Source organism: Streptomyces bathyalis (genome assembly GCF_015910445.1).
Taxonomy (GTDB): domain Bacteria; phylum Actinomycetota; class Actinomycetes; order Streptomycetales; family Streptomycetaceae; genus Streptomyces; species Streptomyces bathyalis.
Genome location: NZ_CP048882.1, coordinates 1,054,290 through 1,071,511, shown reverse-complemented (window position 1 = coordinate 1,071,511; position 17,222 = coordinate 1,054,290). Strand labels below are relative to the sequence as shown.

The 17,222-nt window shown below is 69.5% G+C and carries 17 protein-coding genes; 3 read left to right on the top strand and 14 right to left on the bottom strand.

What is annotated here, in order from left to right:
• Nucleotides 1-15: 15 nt before the first annotated feature.
• The 10 genes from G4Z16_RS04755 to ccrA form a co-directional block, all read right to left on the bottom strand.
• Nucleotides 16-591, bottom strand: a complete 576-nt coding sequence (locus G4Z16_RS04755) for a DUF5994 family protein (protein WP_197349337.1) — start codon at nucleotides 589-591, stop codon at nucleotides 16-18.
• Between the two features lie 122 nt (nucleotides 592-713).
• The gene (locus tag G4Z16_RS32315; RefSeq protein WP_246530681.1) at nucleotides 714-1,109 is read right to left on the bottom strand and encodes a DUF5994 family protein; all 396 of its coding nucleotides are present in this window, start codon (nucleotides 1,107-1,109) and stop codon (nucleotides 714-716) included.
• A complete protein-coding gene (locus tag G4Z16_RS04750) occupies nucleotides 1,100-1,357 on the bottom strand; it encodes a hypothetical protein (protein WP_197349336.1) in 258 nt (85 codons plus the stop codon). Before G4Z16_RS04750 ends, G4Z16_RS32315 begins: the two co-directional genes overlap by 10 nt.
• 463 nt (nucleotides 1,358-1,820) lie before the next feature.
• Nucleotides 1,821-2,675 carry a CDP-diacylglycerol--serine O-phosphatidyltransferase gene (gene pssA / locus G4Z16_RS04745; RefSeq protein WP_197349335.1) on the bottom strand — a complete coding sequence of 285 codons (855 nt, stop codon included), beginning with the start codon at nucleotides 2,673-2,675 and terminating at the stop codon, nucleotides 1,821-1,823.
• Entirely contained in the window at nucleotides 2,662-3,309 is a 648-nt protein-coding gene (locus G4Z16_RS04740; protein WP_197349334.1) for a phosphatidylserine decarboxylase, read from the bottom strand. The genes pssA and G4Z16_RS04740 overlap by 14 nt, the downstream gene beginning before the upstream one ends.
• 169 nt (nucleotides 3,310-3,478) lie before the next feature.
• Nucleotides 3,479-4,693 (bottom strand): acyl-CoA dehydrogenase family protein, encoded by a 1,215-nt coding sequence (locus G4Z16_RS04735; protein WP_197349333.1) that lies wholly within the window; start codon nucleotides 4,691-4,693, stop codon nucleotides 3,479-3,481.
• A gap of 1 nt (nucleotide 4,694) precedes the next feature.
• Nucleotides 4,695-5,234: a MaoC family dehydratase gene (locus tag G4Z16_RS04730; protein ID WP_197349332.1), complete on the bottom strand. Its 540-nt coding sequence runs from the start codon at nucleotides 5,232-5,234 to the stop codon at nucleotides 4,695-4,697.
• 5 nt (nucleotides 5,235-5,239) lie between these two features.
• Complete coding sequence (locus G4Z16_RS04725; protein WP_197349331.1) at nucleotides 5,240-6,223, bottom strand: HpcH/HpaI aldolase/citrate lyase family protein; 984 nt, start codon at nucleotides 6,221-6,223, stop codon at nucleotides 5,240-5,242.
• Complete coding sequence (locus tag G4Z16_RS04720) at nucleotides 6,220-8,241, bottom strand: protein meaA (protein WP_197349330.1); 2,022 nt, start codon at nucleotides 8,239-8,241, stop codon at nucleotides 6,220-6,222. The genes G4Z16_RS04725 and G4Z16_RS04720 overlap by 4 nt, the downstream gene beginning before the upstream one ends.
• The gene (ccrA, locus tag G4Z16_RS04715) at nucleotides 8,234-9,634 is read right to left on the bottom strand and encodes a crotonyl-CoA carboxylase/reductase (protein ID WP_197349329.1); all 1,401 of its coding nucleotides are present in this window, start codon (nucleotides 9,632-9,634) and stop codon (nucleotides 8,234-8,236) included. Before ccrA ends, G4Z16_RS04720 begins: the two co-directional genes overlap by 8 nt.
• Before the next feature lie 462 nt (nucleotides 9,635-10,096).
• Here ccrA and G4Z16_RS04710 point away from each other — a divergent pair, with 462 nt between their 5' ends.
• Nucleotides 10,097-10,846, top strand: a complete 750-nt coding sequence (locus G4Z16_RS04710; protein WP_197349328.1) for a hypothetical protein — start codon at nucleotides 10,097-10,099, stop codon at nucleotides 10,844-10,846.
• A 49-nt stretch (nucleotides 10,847-10,895) separates the two neighbouring features.
• On the opposite strand, the gene G4Z16_RS04705 is transcribed toward G4Z16_RS04710, so the two are convergent.
• The 3 genes from G4Z16_RS04705 to G4Z16_RS04695 all read right to left on the bottom strand — a co-directional run bounded on the left by G4Z16_RS04705 (nucleotide 10,896) and on the right by G4Z16_RS04695 (nucleotide 14,352).
• Nucleotides 10,896-11,585, bottom strand: a complete 690-nt coding sequence (locus tag G4Z16_RS04705) for a class I SAM-dependent methyltransferase (protein ID WP_197349327.1) — start codon at nucleotides 11,583-11,585, stop codon at nucleotides 10,896-10,898.
• Between the two features lie 96 nt (nucleotides 11,586-11,681).
• Nucleotides 11,682-12,470 carry a TetR family transcriptional regulator gene (locus G4Z16_RS04700; RefSeq protein WP_197349326.1) on the bottom strand — a complete coding sequence of 263 codons (789 nt, stop codon included), beginning with the start codon at nucleotides 12,468-12,470 and terminating at the stop codon, nucleotides 11,682-11,684.
• 97 nt (nucleotides 12,471-12,567) lie between these two features.
• Nucleotides 12,568-14,352 carry a 3-hydroxyacyl-CoA dehydrogenase family protein gene (locus G4Z16_RS04695; protein ID WP_197349325.1) on the bottom strand — a complete coding sequence of 595 codons (1,785 nt, stop codon included), beginning with the start codon at nucleotides 14,350-14,352 and terminating at the stop codon, nucleotides 12,568-12,570.
• A 359-nt stretch (nucleotides 14,353-14,711) separates the two neighbouring features.
• Here G4Z16_RS04695 and G4Z16_RS04690 point away from each other — a divergent pair, with 359 nt between their 5' ends.
• A complete protein-coding gene (locus G4Z16_RS04690; RefSeq protein ID WP_197349324.1) occupies nucleotides 14,712-15,344 on the top strand; it encodes a HEAT repeat domain-containing protein in 633 nt (210 codons plus the stop codon).
• On the opposite strand, the gene G4Z16_RS04685 is transcribed toward G4Z16_RS04690, so the two are convergent.
• Complete coding sequence (locus G4Z16_RS04685; protein WP_246530680.1) at nucleotides 15,322-15,903, bottom strand: GNAT family N-acetyltransferase; 582 nt, start codon at nucleotides 15,901-15,903, stop codon at nucleotides 15,322-15,324. The genes G4Z16_RS04690 and G4Z16_RS04685 overlap by 23 nt on opposite strands.
• Nucleotides 15,904-16,110: 207 nt before the next feature.
• Here G4Z16_RS04685 and G4Z16_RS04680 point away from each other — a divergent pair, with 207 nt between their 5' ends.
• On the top strand, nucleotides 16,111-17,106 hold the full coding sequence (locus G4Z16_RS04680; RefSeq protein ID WP_197349323.1) for an aldo/keto reductase: 996 nt from the start codon (nucleotides 16,111-16,113) through the stop codon (nucleotides 17,104-17,106).
• The last annotated feature ends 116 nt before the right edge of the window (nucleotides 17,107-17,222 follow it).

Here is a 17,222-nt window from a genome sequence, read left to right as displayed (position 1 = left end):
GCGTGTCCATCACCGTCACATCCCGCCCGAGCGGGCCCGCACGGACGGAACGCGTGGAGCGGACGCGGTCACGGGAGCGGAGCCGCCCTCGGATTCCCACGCCTCCTCCTGCGTGCGCTGTCCCTCCGTGAGGGCTTGAACCACGTCGTCTGCTGCGACGAGTTCACTCGCGGTGAGGCGGAGGCCGGTGTGAGTCGCGGCGGCCATCAGACGGGCGGCGGTCGCCACGCTCGTCGCAGGCGGTATCACCAGCAGGTCCATGCGGCCGACGCGGTAGGACAGCAGCACGACCTTGTGCGGGTCCTGCTCCGCCCTGAACCACCCGACCTTGACCAGATGGCCGGTGACCGGCACCTTGCGCGGGACGACCGGCCAGTGCGTGGGGTTCACGGAGATCCGCGTGACGCGTCCCCACAGGCGGTCCAACACGTCCGTGAGAACGGGGAGTTCACGCAGGAGATTACGGGAGTGCGGCCACCAGGCTCCGTCCAGCAGGCCCGCAGGGGCGTCCTGCGGCTTGAGGGCGAGGCGGAGCGGCGGTGCGGAATACGGCTCGTGGATCAGCTGAGTGCGGTCCGGGGTCACGTGCATGACGCGTACCTGACTCGGGCCGGTGAAACAGCCCGGTGTCTTCCATCACCAAGAACGGCACCCGTATGAGCTAGCGGTGCACGGAAAGCCCTCGATGTCGCCAGCCTACTCCGCCGCGAGGCTCAACGGGCCTGCCACGGCCTCGTATTCCGGCCCGCCCACTCCGCGCCCGGGGGTGTCACCAGCAGGTCGCAGCGGCTCTCGTCGGAGCGCAGACGTATCGTGTGCGGATCCGGAGTGACATCGCACCGGTCGATTCGTACGCTGCGGTTCTCGTCAAGTGCCAGGCTCTCGGGGCGGATTCGCCACATCGCACGGCTGACCGTGACTCGGGTGATGCCCGGCCAGCGTTCTTCCAGCGCGGTGATGAGAGTGGGAAGCTCCCGGCCGAGGTCGTGTGAGCGGGGCCACCAAGTGCCGTCACACCACAGTGGTTCCGTGCGCGCAGGCAACAGAGCGAGGCGGACCGGGAGGCCGTCTGGCCGGTGCGGATCCGCGAAGCTCCCGGCTACGTCCATCCCTGCCTGGTTCCTGGCACCACGTGTCCGGGCGGCTGCAGTGACGGCCCCTGGGGCAGTGCCTCGGCATCCACTGTGAGGTAGAGACGGGTGCCTGTTCCGGTGTCGCCGGCGGGGTAGCTGCGCTGTTCCGTGCTCGCGAACCGTGCGCGCAGCGTCTGCGCCACCTGCCGGGCGACCTCGGGGGAGGCCGCCGTGATGCGGACCTCGGCGAGGCCCGGCCCAGGAAGGGAGTGCTCGTGTGCCATCAGCGTTCCTGTTCGTCGTGGGAGCCGCTCTTTCGCGCCCTGGGCGTCGAGGCGACGCTTCGTCAACGGCCCCGCGCCCGACCGAGGTGGGGCGGCGACGCGTCCGCCTCGGAGTGATCAGAAGCCGGCCGTCACAGCCGGAGCGGATGGCTCCCGGCGATGGACGGGGTGTTGCCGTGTCCATCGGCTTTTTCGGGGAAGCTGCGTCCGCCCCGGGGGTGATCGGTCATCACGAACAATGCGCGGACCTGTCCCCGGCCGTCGGCGGCCGGCGTCGTCATTCGTCGAGAGCGGCGCCTGCGTGGGAGCAGGCGTGCGAGGAACTCTCGCTGCCGACTGTACGGCACGGGTGAGCGAGCCCCTGCAGACCGCGAACAGACAGCACTGGGGCCCGGGTCGAAACCCGGGCCCCAGCATCGTTCCGTCCCCTGGGCCGCGCTGCCGTGCCGCCTACGTGGGCTCGCTAGCCCTGTGCGGCGGTTCTCGCTTCGCGGCGGTTGTCGCGGAAGGTGTGCACGCGGCGGGCCGTCGCGAAGAGCGGGATGACGGCGCCGAGCACGACCTGCAGCGCGCAGCCGGTCTGCAGCAGCAGCTCGCCGCCCGGGGCGTCGAACGCCCAGGCCGCCAGCAGCCCCATGCTCGCGATGATCCAGCCGAGCATCGCCACGGCCAGCCGTCCCGTCGGCTTCGGGTACTCGACGCGGCTCACCATCAGCCACGCGACGCCCATGATGGCCAGCAGAGTCGGCACGAACGGCAGCTCCAGCAGCACGATCGAGACGACCGTCAGCGCTCCGAACGGCCCGGGCATGCCCTGGAACATGCCGTCACGCATGGGCACGCACGAGAACCTCGCAAGCCGCAGCACCACCGCCAGAAGCACCACGACGGCGGCGACCACCGACACATGCTGATTGGCGTCGTTGGCGACCATGCCCCACGTGGCCACGAAGAAGGCGGGCGCGAGGCCGAAGCTGATGAGGTCGGAGAGGTTGTCCAGCTCCGCGCCCATGGCCGAGCTGCGCAGCTTCCGGGCCACCAGTCCGTCGAAGAGGTCGAAGACCGACGCCAGCAGCATCAGCATCACGGCGGTCGCGGCACTGTGCCGGGCCATGCCGCCGTCCTCGCTGCCCGTCAGATGCGGGATGAGGACGCCGGTGGTGGTGAAGTACACCGCCATGAAGCCGCACGTGGCGTTGCCCAGCGTCAGGGTGTCGGCTATCGACAGCCGCGTGGACAGCGGCATCTCGTCGTCATCGTCCGCCTCGGCCTCTGCGACCCAGGCGGCAGCCTGCGTATCGGGATCAATCACGGTCAAGGCGAGTCACCCCCGCTGTGGTGGCCTGCCCGACCTCGACTCCGGCCTCGACCCCGTCGGGGAGGTAGACGTCGACGCGGGAGCCGAAGCGGATCAGCCCCACGCGGTCACCTTGCTCGACCTTGCAGCCCTGCGGCACGTACGGGACGATCCGGCGCGCCACCGCGCCGGCGATCTGGATCATCTCCACATCGCCGATCTCGGTGTCGAAGTGCCAGACGACCCGCTCGTTGTTCTCGCTCTCCTTGTTGAACGCGGGGACGTAGCCGCCGGGGATGTGCTCCACGGAGGACACGGTGCCCGCGAGCGGAGCGCGGTTCACGTGGACGTTCAGCGGGCTCATGAAGATCGCGACGCGCGTACGTCCGTCGTGCCACGGCATGATGCTCTGCACCACTCCGTCGGCCGGAGAGATGACGCGGCCCTGGGCGATCTCACGCTCGGGGTCGCGGAAGAACCAGAGCATGCCCGCGGCGAGAGCTGTCGCCGGTACGGCGAGCGCGGCCGCCTTCTTCGAGCGGCGGGCCCGGAGGAGGCCGACGGCCGCGGTGGCCACGGTCGGCAGAAGCCACGGCGACGCTCCGCGCGCGATGCGGACTCGTCCGCGTGGTGCGGAGGATGGGCTGTGGGGCATGTATGACCTTCGTAGCGGAGGGAGCCGCGGCAACGATTGGGGGACGGCGGCTTTTCGGGATGTTATCGGTTACGGATGGCAACTGGCCAAGCCACTACGACAGTCCGTACCCGTAATCCCGGTTCGGGATGTCGTCCCGGCTGGCAGGAAAACACCCCGATTAGGGACATCACCCCTGGAAGCGGTACTCCTCCAACAGGCGGCGGCCTACGATCATTTTCTGGATCTCGGCGGTTCCTTCACCGATCAAGAGCATCGGCGCCTCGCGGTAGAGGCGCTCGATCTCGTACTCCTTGGAGAAACCGTACCCGCCGTGGATGCGAAACGCGTCCTCCACGACCTCCTTGCAGTACTCGGAGGCGAGGTATTTGGCCATTCCCGCCTCGAGGTCGTTGCGCTGACCGGCGTCTTTCTTGCGGGCCGCGCCCACCATCAGCGCGTGTGCGGCCTCCACCTTCGTCCCCATTTCGGCCAGCTTGAACTGGATCGCCTGATGCTGCGCGATCGGCTTTCCGAAAGTGTGCCGTTGCTGTGCGTAGTCGATGCCCAGCTCGAAGGCGCGCTGGGCGACACCGCAACCACGCGCGGCGACATTGACGCGGCCGACTTCGACCCCGTCCATCATCTGGTAGAAGCCGCGGCCGGTCTCCCCGCCGAGTACCCGGTTCGCAGGTACCCGCAGGTCCTGCATGATGAGCTCCGTCGTGTCGACGCCCTTGTAGCCCATCTTGTCGATCTTGCCGGGGATGGTGAGCCCGGGCCGCACCTCGCCGAAGCCCGGCTCCTTCTCCACCAGGAACGTCGTCATCGACTTGTGCGGTGCCGTCCCCTCGGGGTGTCCCTCGTCCGTGCGGCAGAGCACCGCGACCAGCGTCGAGGAACCGCCGTTCGTCAGCCACATCTTCTGGCCGTTGAGGACGAAGTCTCCGTCGTCACCGCCCTCGCGGACGCCCTTGGAGGAGATGGCGGAGACGTCCGAGCCCAGGCCCGGCTCCGACATGGAGAAGGCGCCGCGCACCTCGCCCGTGGCCATCTTCGGCAGGAAATGGTCCTTCTGCTCCTGGGTGCCGTGCTGCTTGAGCATGTACGCCACGATGAAGTGGGTGTTGATGATGCCCGAGACGCTCATCCAGCCGCGGGCGATCTCCTCCACGCACAGGGCGTACGTGAGGAGGGACTCGCCGAGGCCGCCGTACTCCTCGGGGATCATCAGGCCGAACAGGCCGAGTTCCTTGAGGCCTTCGACGATCTCGGTCGGGTACTCGTCGCGGTGCTCGAGCTCCGTCGCGACCGGGAGAATCTCCTTGTCGACAAAGCTGCGGACGGTGGAGAGGATCTCCTGCTGGATCTCCGTGAGACCTTCCGTCTGTGCGAGGCGCCCCATCTCACTTCCCTCCCTTTGCCGCGCCCTTGCCGGGGGCGGACTCGCGCAGCTCGGGGCGGCCCGGCTGCTCGCCTCCGCGCTCCTTGATGTAGGCCTCCGTGGGCACCATCACCTTGCGGCGGAAGACGCAGACGAGCGTGCCGTCCTGGTTGTAGCCCTTGGTCTCGACGTGCACGATCCCGCGGTCGCTCTTGGACTTCGACGGGATCTTGTCGAGGACCGTGGTCTCGCCGTAGATCGTGTCGCCGTGGAAGGTCGGCGCAACGTGCTTGAGCGACTCGATCTCCAGGTTGGCGATGGCCTTCCCCGACACGTCCGGTACGGACATGCCCAGCAGCAGCGAGTAGACGTAGTTGCCCACCACCACGTTCTTGCCGAAGTCGGTCGTCTGCTCCGCGTAGTTGCTGTCCATGTGGAGCGGGTGGTGGTTCATCGTGAGCAGACAGAACAGGTGGTCGTCGTACTCGGTCACCGTCTTGCCGGGCCAGTGCTTGTAGACGTCCCCGACGGTGAACTCTTCGTATGTGCGGCCGAACTGCATCCTGATCAGGCCTCCGGTGCTTCGAAGGACGTCGTGCGGGACATCCCGGCGGCGCGGCCCTTGCCCGCGATGACCAGGGCCATCTTGCGGCTCGCCTCGTCGATCATCTCGTCGCCGAGCATCGCCGAACCCTTCTTGCCGCCCTTCTCGGACGTGAAGTACTCGTAGGCGTCGAGGATCATCTCCGCGTGGTCGTAGTCGTCCTGGGAGGGGGAGAAGATCTCGTTCGCGGCCTCGACCTGCCCGGGGTGCAGCACCCACTTGCCGTCGTAGCCGAGCGCTGCGGCACGCTGTGCCACCTCGCGGAAGCCGTCGACGTCCTTGATCTGCAGGTACGGGCCGTCTATCGCCTGGAGGTCGTGCATGCGGGCGGCCATCAGGATCCGCATCAGGATGTAGTGGTAGGCGTCGGACGGGTAGCCGGGCGGCTGCTCGCCGACGACGAGGGACTTCATGTTGATGGACGCCATGAAGTCGGCCGGCCCGAAGACGATCGTCTCCATGCGGGGCGACGACGCGGCGATCTCGTCGACGTTCACCAGGCCCTTGGCGTTCTCGATCTGCGCCTCGATGCCGATGCGGCCAACCTCGAAGCCCATCGTCGTCTCGATCTGCGTCAGGAGCATGTCCAGGGCCTGGACCTGCTGGGCGTCCTGGACCTTCGGCAGCATGATGCAGTCGAGGTTCTGCCCGGCGCCCTCGACGACGGTGATCACGTCGCGGTAGGTCCAGTGCGTCGTCCAGTCGTTGACGCGGACGACGCGCGTCTTGCCGGTCCAGTCACCCTCGTTGAGGAATTTCACGATGGTGTGCCGGGCGTCCGGCTTGGCCAGCGGCGCACAGGCGTCCTCCAGGTCGAGGAAGACCTGGTCGGCGGGGAGGCCCTGCGCCTTCTCGAGGAAGCGGGGGTTGCTTCCGGGCACGGCCATGCAGGAGCGCCGGGGGCGCAGCGTGCGGGATGCCTGGCCGGTGTCCGACGGGGCTGTCATGCGGGGACCTCCAGGGGGTCGAGCTTGTTCGCTGTGCGGATTTCGTTGACGATACGGCCGATGATCTCGGTGATGCCGAAGTCCTTCGGGGTGAAGACGGCGGCGACTCCGGCCTCGCGCAGCGCTGTGGCGTCGGCCGAGGGGATGATGCCGCCGACGATGACGGGGACGTCGTCCGCGCCCGAACGCCGCAGCCTCTCCAGCACGTCCGGCACCAGCTCCGCGTGCGAGCCGGAGAGGATGGACAGGCCGACGCAGTGCACGTCCTCGGCGACCGCGGCCGAGGAGATCTGCTCGGGCGTGAGCCGGATGCCCTGGTAGATCACCTCGAAGCCCGCGTCGCGGGCCCGTACGGCGATCTGCTCGGCTCCGTTGCTGTGCCCGTCCAGGCCGGGCTTGCCCACGAGCAGCCGGAGCTTGCCGACGCCGAGTTCCCCGGCGGTCAGCTTCACGCGGCGGCGTACATCGGCGAGCGTGGAGCCTTCCTCGGCGGGCACCGCCACGGGGGCGCTGCTGACGCCGGTGGGTGCGCGGAACTCCCCGAACACCTCGCGCAGGGCGCCGGCCCACTCGCCGGTGGTCACGCCCGCCCGGGCGCACTCCAGCGTCGCCTCCATGAGGTTGGCGTCGGTCGCGGCGGCGTCCTTGAGCCGCTGGAGGGCGCGTGGCGCGGCGGCGTCCGGCGACTCGTCGCGGGTGGCTCGCCAGCGCCGGACGGCCTCCGCGACCTGTGCCTCGGTCGCCGGGTCGACGGTGTGGATGGCCGTCTCCAGGTCGGCGGTGAGCGGGTTCGGCTCGGTCGACTCGTAGCAGTTGACCCCGACGATCTTCTCCTCGCCGGACTCGATGCGGCCGCGGCGCTCGGCGTGCGAGGCGACCAACTCCGACTTCAGATAGCCCGATTCGACGGCGGCCATGGCCCCGCCGAGCTTCTCGATGTGCTCGATCTCCGCGAAGGAGGCCTCGACGAGTTCGTTCACCTTCGCCTCGACGACATGCGATCCGGCGAAGATGTCCTCGTACTCGAGCAGGTCGCTCTCCACCGCCAGGACCTGCTGGATCCGCAGGGACCACTGCTGGTCCCAGGGCCGCGGCAGGCCCAAGGCCTCGTTCCAGGCGGGCAGTTGGACGGCGCGGGCGCGTGCGTCCTTGGAGAGGGTGACAGCCAGCATCTCCAGCACGATGCGCTGGATGTTGTTCTCCGGCTGGGCCTCCGTCAGCCCCAGGGAGTTGACCTGCACGCCGTAGCGGAAGCGCCGCTGCTTCGCGTTCTCGATGCCGTACCGCTCACGGGTGATGCGGTCCCAGATGCGGGTGAAGGCCCGCATCTTGCACATCTCCTCGACGAAGCGGACGCCCGCGTTGACGAAGAAGGAGATCCGGGCCACGACGTCGCCCATCCGCTCCTGCGGCACCTGCCCCGAGTCACGCACCGCGTCGAGTACGGCGATCGCCGTGCTCATCGCGTACGCGATCTCCTGGACCGGCGTGGCACCGGCCTCCTGGAGGTGGTAGCTGCAGATGTTGATGGGGTTCCACTTGGGGATGTTGCCGACGGTGTAGGCGATCATGTCCGTCGTCAGACGCAGCGAGGGGCCCGGGGGGAAGACGTGCGTGCCCCGCGAGAGGTACTCCTTGACGATGTCGTTCTGCGTCGTCCCCTGGAGCTTGGAGATGTCGGCGCCGTGCTCCTCCGCGACGACCTGGTACAGCGCCAGCAGCCACATGGCCGTGGCGTTGATCGTCATCGAGGTGTTCATCTGCTCGAGGGGGATGTCCTCGAACAGCCGCCGCATGTCCGCCACATGGGAGACGGGCACGCCGACGCGGCCGACCTCGCCACGTGCGAGGACGTGGTCGGGGTCGTAGCCGGTCTGCGTCGGCAGGTCGAAGGCGACCGAGAGCCCGGTCTGGCCCTTGGCGAGATTGCGCCGGTACAGCTCGTTGGACGCCTCGGCCGTGGAGTGACCCGCGTACGTGCGCATCAGCCACGGCCGGTCCTTGGCTCGCTCAGGCATGCTGGCCGGTCCGCTCGCCTTCGGTGTCGCGGCTGTGCTTGTCGGTCCGCTCGCCTTCGGCATCCCGGAACAAGTTGATCGAGTCGAGGTGCTTCGCGCGCTTCTCCGCGTCGCGGACGCCCAGGCCCTCCTCGGGAGCCAGCGCGAGGACGCCGACCTTGCCCTGGTGGACGTTGCGGTGCACGTCGTGGGCGGCCTGGCCGGTCTCCTCCAGGTTGTACGTGCGGGAGAGCGTCGGGTGGATCTTGCCCTTGGCGATGAGGCGGTTGGCCTCCCACGCCTCGCGGTAGTTGGCGAAGTGCGAGCCGACGATGCGCTTCAGCGACATCCACAGGTAGCGGTTGTCGTAGGTGTGCTCGTAGCCCGAGGTGGAGGCGCAGGTGACGATGGTGCCGCCCTTGCGGGTGACGTAGACGCTCGCGCCGAAGGTCTCGCGTCCGGGGTGCTCGAAGACGATGTCGACGTCTTCGCCGCCCGTCAGTTCGCGGATGCGCTTGCCGAAGCGCTTCCACTCCTTCGGGTCCTGGTTGTGCTCATCCTTCCAGAACTTGTAGCCCTCGGCGTTGCGGTCGATGATCGCCTCGGCGCCCATGCGGCGGCAGATCTCCGCCTTCTGCTCGCTGGAGACGACGCAGATCGGGTTGGCGCCGCCGGCCAGCGCGAACTGCGTGGCGTACGAGCCGAGTCCGCCGCTGGCGCCCCAGATGAGGACGTTGTCGCCCTGCTTCATCCCGGCGCCGTTGCGGGAGACCAGCTGCCGGTAGGCGGTCGAGTTGACCAGGCCGGGAGCCGCGGCCTCCTCCCAGCTGAGGTGGTCCGGCTTCGGCATCAGCTGGTTCGTCTTGACCAGCGCGATCTCCGCGAGGCCGCCGAAGTTGGTCTCGAAGCCCCAGATGCGCTGCTCCGGGTCGAGCATCGTGTCGTTGTGGCCGTCGGCCGACTCCAGCTCGACGGAGAGACAGTGCGCGACGACCTCGTCGCCCGGCGCCCACTTGTTCACGCCCGCGCCCGTGCGCAGCACGACGCCGGCGAGGTCGGAGCCGATGATGTGGTAGGGCAGGTCGTGCCGCTTGGTCAGCGGGGACAGGCGCCCGTAGCGCTCCAGGAACGCGAAGGTGGACATGGGCTCGAAGAGCGAGGTCCACACGGAGTTGTAGTTGACGGAGGAGGCCATCACGGCCACCAGCGCCTCGCCCGGCCCCAGTTCGGGCACGGGAACCTCGTCCAGGTGCAGGGACTTGCGGGGGTCCTTCTCCCGGGAGGGGAGACCGTCGAACATCTCGGCCTCGTCCCGGTGGACGGTCACCGCCCTGTAGGACTCCGGGAGGGAGAGGTTCGCGAAGTCTTCGGCGGTCGTGTCGGACGCGAGGATCGCGTCAAGGATCTTGTTCACGGTAATGCCTCCGGCGAAGCGCTGTGGAAGAGGACGCTTTGAGGGTCGTCGGGTGTGAGGCAGTGCCGTCGGTTCGGCGGGTGATGCAGTTGGCGGCGCTGGTGAGCGCGGGTTTGCCTGTGACGCAGGCGTCCGGGCGCGGACGGGTGTGGTGCCGTTGGGACGGGCCCGGACATGCATCAAGGTATGACACCCAGTGCCAGTGCACAAGACACTGCGTGCCAATAAATTCTCTCACTTGATGTGAGGGTCCGCACGCATGAGCGACGCCGCTCGCACCGCTCGCGCCGTGCGCGCCCGGCTGCGACCCCGGCCGGGTCGCCGGTCCGCAATCGCGCTGGTCCGAACAGGCCCTGCTCCGAGCGGCGGTTTTGGTTTCCACGGCGCCCGGGGACCTCTGGACCCATCGCTGCGTTTGAACCCTGCGCCGCACAGGCGCGCGACTCGAAGCCGAGGGAGACCATGGGTTGGACACGCACACGTCGCGCGGCCGCGTCGGCCGCACTCGCCGGAGCACTCGCCGTCGTCGCCACGACCCTGCCGCCCGCCGCTGCCGAATCGCGGACCGGGGCCACGGCGTCCTCCGGGGCCGTGACGGCGACGAAACCGACCGACCCGAGAACGCCGCAGCCGCCTCAGCTCCCGCGTGACTTCCGCGGCAAGGGCAAGTGGATCGTCCGCGACCTGGGCATCACGGTCCCGTTCACGTGGGAGGGGAAGAACGGCGACAGCCAGATGACCGCCGGAGGCCCGCAGTACCCCATCTGGTTCACGAACCTGATCTACCGCAACACGCTCTACACGATCACCTTCAAGTGGCCGGGCCTGAACGTGCATTCCTGCTCGAGGGTCCCCGGCTTCAACCGGAACACGCTGAACCGGTTCCTCGAGGGGTCACGGTTCGTCGGGCGGGAGACCCTCCACTTGAACAAGCCCCGGCAGGTGAATCACTGGAGAGTCGGTGTCGTCCTGCCGCAGCGGCCTCCGGGGCTGCACCTGCGGTTCCCGCTCGCGCTCGCCGACGTCTACGTCGACCAGCGCAACAGGGGGACGTTCTGGCAGTTGCTGCAGTTCGGTCTCCAGAACCTCTACGACCCCGAACTGGACGAATGGGCGAAGATGGACTCCTTCGTGCACAAGCCCGGAAAGGTGAAGCTCCCCGCGGAGTGCGCCGCTCCCGGCACCCAGGGTTCTGCTTCGAAGCGCTCCTGACGGAGGGCACCTCCCGGCAGGTCCGCGTGGCCTTCGCCCCCAGGCGGCGTCACGCGGACCTGCCACCCTCGGGTCGCGGCCGCCGGAACTCCGCGCGCCACCGCAGGGCGCCGGGGTCACCGGGGTGCGGCACCTGCTCGACCCGGGCGGCCCGCAGCCCGTGGACGGCGAAGGAGTCCAGTTCCGAGCGGGTGAGCGGCCACGGCGGACCGTCCACCTGCTCGCCCTCCTCGCGGATGCCGGAGATGACCACCAGCCGCCCGCCGGGCGCCACCGTGCGGGCCACGTTGACGATCACTTCCGCGCGCACCGAGAGCGGCATGGACTGCACCGTGATCGACTCCACGACGAGGTCGAAGGCACCGGCCCACTCGGCGGGCGGGTCCAGGAGATCGGCCACGACGTAGTCGACTTCCGAGTCGGGGAAGCGCTCGCGCGCACCGCGGACGGCCGTCGGCGAGATGTCGAACGCGGTTGTGCGGAACCCGAGGCCGGCCACGTATTCGGCGTCCCGCCCGAGCCCGGAGCCGACCACGAGGGCACGCTCTCCCGTGACGTCGAGTGCCTGCCGCTCGGCCCATTCGACCAGCAGCGCGTTCGGCTCGTCGCGGTCCCACGGCACGGTCGCCCCACCGGCGGCGGCCTCGGCGTAGAGCCGCTCGAACCAGCCCGTCGGATCGTCCTCGGCCAGCGACTCGGAGGCCAGCCGGTTCGCGTCCACGTCACGGTCATCGGTCATGGAGCCAGCATCGCCGAACCCCCTGTGTACGTTCACGCGTTGGGGCAGGTTTCGCCAGCGGCCGTCAGCCGCCGGCTCTTCTCGGACCGGTGGTGCTCAGTCCCGCAGTGCCTGCTCGATCGTGCGCATGATCTCGCCGATCGGCGTATCGGTGCGGGCGACGGTGACCAGCACCTCGTCCTCCCGCGTGGTCTCGGCACCGACGGCACCGTTCGGGCTGCCGGCCGGCTCGGGCGCCGCGAGCCGGTTCGCCCCGAAGCCCGTGCCGAAGGTTCTGCGTACGATCGCGAACGCGTGGTCCAACTGCGCCTCCACGTCGCCCACTCCACCGCTGCGCAGCCACCGGCGCAGCACGTGGTTGTGCGCCGTGACGACCGCCGAGGCGGCGACCTCCGCCAGGAGCGGATCGTCGTCGCCGTCGCGGTGGGCCGCCTCGTCGAAGTGGCCGAGCAGATACCGCGTGAAGAGCCGCTCGTAGCGCGCGACGGAGGCGATCTCGCGCTCGCGCAGCGCCGGCACCTCGCGGGTCAGCTTGTAGCGCTCGACGCTGCCCTTCGGAGACGCCGCATACATCCGCATGACCTCTTTGATGCCGCGGCACACCGTGTCGAGCGGGTTCTCGTGGGCGGGTGCTGCCTCCAGGACCGCCTGTGCCCGCACGAGGGTGTCGTCGTGGTCCGGGAAGATCGCCTCTTCCTTGGCGCGGAAGTGCCGGAAGAAGGTGCGCCGGGCGACACCCGCCGTGGCCGCGATCTCGTCGACCGTCGTGGCCTCGTAACCCTTCGTCGCGAAGAGCTCCATCGCCGCCGCCGCCAACTCGCGTCGCATCCTGAGGCGCTGGGAGGAGGCGGTGTGCGAACGGGACGGCTTCGCGGAGTCTGACATGTGGGGAACGTTACATGCCGTGACGGAGTCGGGGGGCGGGCTGCCTGCGGAAGGCTCGAGCAGCCCGCCCCACCGGTTGTCCCGCTTCACAGAAGCGTCACCGCCGTGCGTACTCGCGGAAACCTCGTCCCGTCTTCCGCCCCAGGCAACCCGCCGCGACCAGGTGTTCCAGCAGCGGCGCCGGCGCCAGCCCCGGGTCGCGGAACTCCCTGTGCAGCACCTGCTCGATGGCGAGAGAGACGTCCAGGCCGACGACGTCCAGCAGCTCGAACGGTCCCATCGGGTAGCCGCCGCCGAGCTTCATGGCCGCGTCGATGTCGTCGAGCGAGGCGTAGTGCTGCTCGACCATCTTCACGGCGTTGTTGAGGTACGGGAAGAGCAGCGCGTTCACGATGAATCCCGCCCGGTCGCCGCAGTCCACGGGGTGCTTGCGGATGCCTCCGCAGACCTCGCGGATGGTGGCGTGAGCCTCGTCGCCGGTGAGCACGGTGCGCACGACCTCGACGAGCTTCATCGCCGGCGCCGGGTTGAAGAAGTGCATGCCGATGACGTCCTGCGGACGGGACGTGGCGCGGGCACAGGCGACCACCGGAAGGGAGCTGGTGGTCGTGGCCAGCACCGCGCCGGGCTTGCACACCTCGTCGAGCCTGGCGAAGAGGGCCCGCTTGACCTCCAGGTCCTCCGCGACCGCCTCGACCGCGAGGTCGACGCCCGAGAGCGCCTCCAGGGAACCGGCGGGGGAGATGCGGCCGAGCGCGGCGACCCGGTCGTCCTCGGTCATCCGGCCCTTCTTCACGGCACGCTCGAAGGACTTGGCGACGCGTGCCTTGGCCGCCTCCGCCTTCTCCTCGCTGCGCGCCGCGAGCACCGTCTCGTACCCGGCCTTGGCGAAGACCTCGGCGATGCCGCTCGCCATGGTGCCCGAGCCGGCGACGCCGACGGACGAGACGGGACGGCCCTCGGTGCGGGCGGCGTCGCGGTCCGGTGTCTCCGAGTCGGCGATGAGGACGGAGGAGCCGGGCGCCTCGTACGAGTAGAAGCCCCGGCCGGTCTTCTGGCCCGTCAGACCGGCGTCGCTCAGCTGCCTCAGGATCGGGGCAGGTGCGTGGAGCCGGTCGTGGGAGTCGGCGTACATCGCGTCCAGCACGGTACGTGCGGTGTCGATGCCGATGAGGTCGAGCAGGGCCAGCGGGCCCATGGGGAGCCCGCATCCGAGGCGCATCGCGTTGTCGATGTCCTCGCGGCTGGCGTAGCGCGACTCGTACATCGCCGCGGCTTGGTTGAGGTAGCCGAAGAGCAGCCCGTCGGCGACGAATCCGGGCCGGTCACCGACCGCGACGGGCTCCTTGCCCAGCTCGCGGGCGAGTTCGGTCACCGCGGTGACGGCCTCCGGGGAGGTGAGCACCGAGGAGACGACCTCGACGAGCTTCATCGCCGGGGCGGGGTGGAAGAAGTGCAGACCCAGCACGCGCTCGGGGCGGTCCGAGTCGGCCGCGAGCCGGGTCACGGAGAGCGCGTTGGTGCCCGTCGCGAGGATCGTGTCCGGCTTGACGACGGTGTCGAGCGCGGCGAACACCTGGCACTTGGTGTCGTAGTCCTCCGGCACGACCTCGATGACGAGGTCCGCCTCGGCGGCGGCCTCCAGTTCGCCCGAGGTGCGGAAGCGGGCGAGCGCTTCCTGACGCTCGTCCTCCGTCATCCGCTCGCGCTGCACCGCGCGCGCGGTGGAGGCTTCGAAGGCGGCGGTTGCGTGACGCGCGGCGGCGTCACTGATGTCGATGCCGATGACCTCACGGCCGGCACGGGCGAGAACGTCGGCGATGCCGGTGCCCATGGTGCCGAGGCCGATGACGGCGATGGTGTTCAGAGGCGGACGGTCCATCACGGGACTCCAGTTGTGACGACTGACGATGAGGGTGTGCCGGCCGCGCGCACAGCACGGGTGCAGGGCGCAGCTGCGGCAGGAGATTCGAGGAATCGAGGAAGGAAGACGGAAAACGGGGTCAACCGGCCCTGTCCCAGGGGCCGTTCCGTACAGGCGGTACAGCCCGGGCACTGCCGCGGCGGTACGCCACGGCCCCGGACCCCCGCCGAACCGACTTCACTCTCGGGCGGCTGCGTCACCAGGCCGCCTGAGCGGGGGTGCCGCTCTGACGAGCACCTTAACTCGTGGGTAACCAATGCGCCAGGGGTATGGCACTTCCAGGGCTGTGGGACGGAACACTGGGGGAGGGAGCGGAAGTGGCCGACGCATTCCGATCGTTGATCGATCGCGTCCGGGCGGAGGCGGACCCGGTCGAGTACGAGCGGCTGGTCGCACTCGCGAGGGAGGACACTCCGGCGGCGCGGGACGAGCTGGCGTCCGTGCTGGCGGAGAGCCAACGCCCGCTGTGGGCGCGGGAGGTGGCGGCATTCGCCCTCGGCAGCGCGGGGGACAGGCGCAGCTTTGAAACCTTGATCTTCATGCTGAACTACCGCGACCCCGTGCGCTGCGCCACGGCCGCTCACGCCCTGGCACGGCTACGTGACCCGCGCACCGCACGCGCCGCCGCGGCCCTCGCCACCAACGAGCTGCGCACCGGCTACGCGCTGCATGCCGTGCGGCTGCTCACGGCGTTACGGGCGCCGGAGTCGGTGCCCACGCTGATCTCCGTCCTCCAGCGGCTGCTGATGGGGCCGGTGCACTACTGGCCGATCGCCGAGGCCTGCGTGCAGGGACTGGGGGCGCTGGGGGACCGGCGTGCCGTCGCGGTTCTGGGGGCGGCCGCCGAGCACCACAGGCTCTCGCCCTTCGCGAAGGCGGCGCTGGCCCGCATCCCTACGGCGCCGGCGCGTCCCCGCAGAAGAGCTGTCAGACCGAACAGCTGTCCGTGACCGTCAACGGCCGCCCGTAGCGCACGATCGGGATGTGCGTGCCCTGACCGTCGATGTCGTAGGTGTCCTCGCCACCGTCCGGGGTGAAGCCGGCGCGCTCGTAGAAACGGCGGGCGCGCGCGTTGCCCTCGATGACCCACAGCACGACGCGTGTGAAGCCCTGCCGGGCGGCGCCCTCCAGGCAGGCGCCCGCGAGGTCCCGGCCGAGGCCGGTGCCGAGCAGATCGGGGCGCACGTAGATCGCGTACAGCTCCGCTTCCTCGGTGGCGGTCTCCGCTCGCGGCGCCGATGTGTGGGCACCGCCGGGCCGGTTCGGGCCGAACGCAGCCCAGCCTGTGACGGCCCCTTCGGCGCTCTCGGTGACGAGGTTCGTCACGGGGTTGCGGGTGAGGGTGGCGGCCTGGGCGAACATCTCCCGGCGACGGGCGGCGTCCTCCTCGACGGACATCGCGTCCAGGAAGGGGCGCGGCAGGAGGTCCGCGTAGGCGTGCTGCCAGGCGCACACCCGCAGTTCGGCGACGGCGTCGATGTCGTCCGCGGTCATCTCCCGTACAGGCATGGACGGATCGTGGCAGAACGGCGGAGCGGTCTCGACCGGATTACGGGGGCCCCGGGCCGGCTGTGCCGGCAAGACGGCCGAGGGGACGTCTCTGCCCTCAGGGCGACGAGTGGCGGGGCGCCGGCCGGGTGGTCGTCGGCGAATTGATTGGATGCTCCAGAAGTCCAAGGCCCACGCTGACGGGCAACGTGAACAAGGGGAGTTGCGATGAAGTTCCGTCCACTCGGCGATCCCGCTGCCCGGGTGTCCGAGATCGGTCTTGGCTGTATGGGCATGTCGATCGCCTATGGAGCCGCCGACGAGAGCGAGTGCCTGCGCACGTTGGATCGTGCCGCTGAGCTGGGCGTCAACCTTCTCGACACCGCGGACGTGTACGGCGTCGGCGCCAACGAGGAGCTGCTCGGCCGTTGGCTGCGCAACCGCGGCCGCGACTCGGTCTTCCTCTCGACCAAGTTCGGTCTCAAGCACAGCGCCGCCACCCGCAGGGTGGACGAAGTCGACACTTCCCCCGAATACGTGCAGGTCGCGTGCGACGCTTCCCTGGCGCGGCTGGGGGCCGAGCACATCGACCTGTACTACATGCATCGCCGTGACCCCGGCGTACCTGTCGAGGACACGGTCGGTGCCATGGCCGCCCTGGTCGAAGCGGGCAAGGTCCGCTTTCTCGGACTGTCCGAGGTCAGCCCGGGCACGCTGCGCCGGGCACACGCGGTGCACCCCATCACGGCGATCCAGCTCGAGTACTCGCTGTTCACCAGGGACGTGGTGGAGGGGGAGATGCTCGACACCTGCCGGGAGCTCGGCGTCGCCGTGGTTGCGTACTCGCCACTGGGCCGCGGCATGCTCGGCGGCGCTCTGCACTCACGTGAAGCTCTGTCCGAAGAGGACAACCGCCGGCGATGGCCGCGTTTCGCGCCGGGGAACATCGCTGGCAACCTTGCTCTGGTCGAGGCGGTCAGGAACGTCGCCGATCAGATCGGCTGCTCGCCGGCCCAGGCGGCGTTGGCCTGGCTCCTGTACCAGGGGCCGGACATCCTGCCGATTCCCGGTACCAAGCGGGAGCGGCACTTGCTGGAGAACATCGAAGCGACCGATGTGGCTCTGAGCCCGGCTCAGGCGGCGCGCTTGCGCGATGCCGTGCCGGCGCGGGCGGTGGCCGGCGGACGCTACCCCGACCAGGCTCTCGCCCGTCTCGGCCACTGAACCGGCTCGCCGGCTGCTGCGCCGGAAGGGCGGACGAGGGGACGGCTGCCCGGGCACAGGCGCGGCGCACCCGTACGCGGGACGCAATCCGGACGGAAGATGTCGGGTTTCGGCGG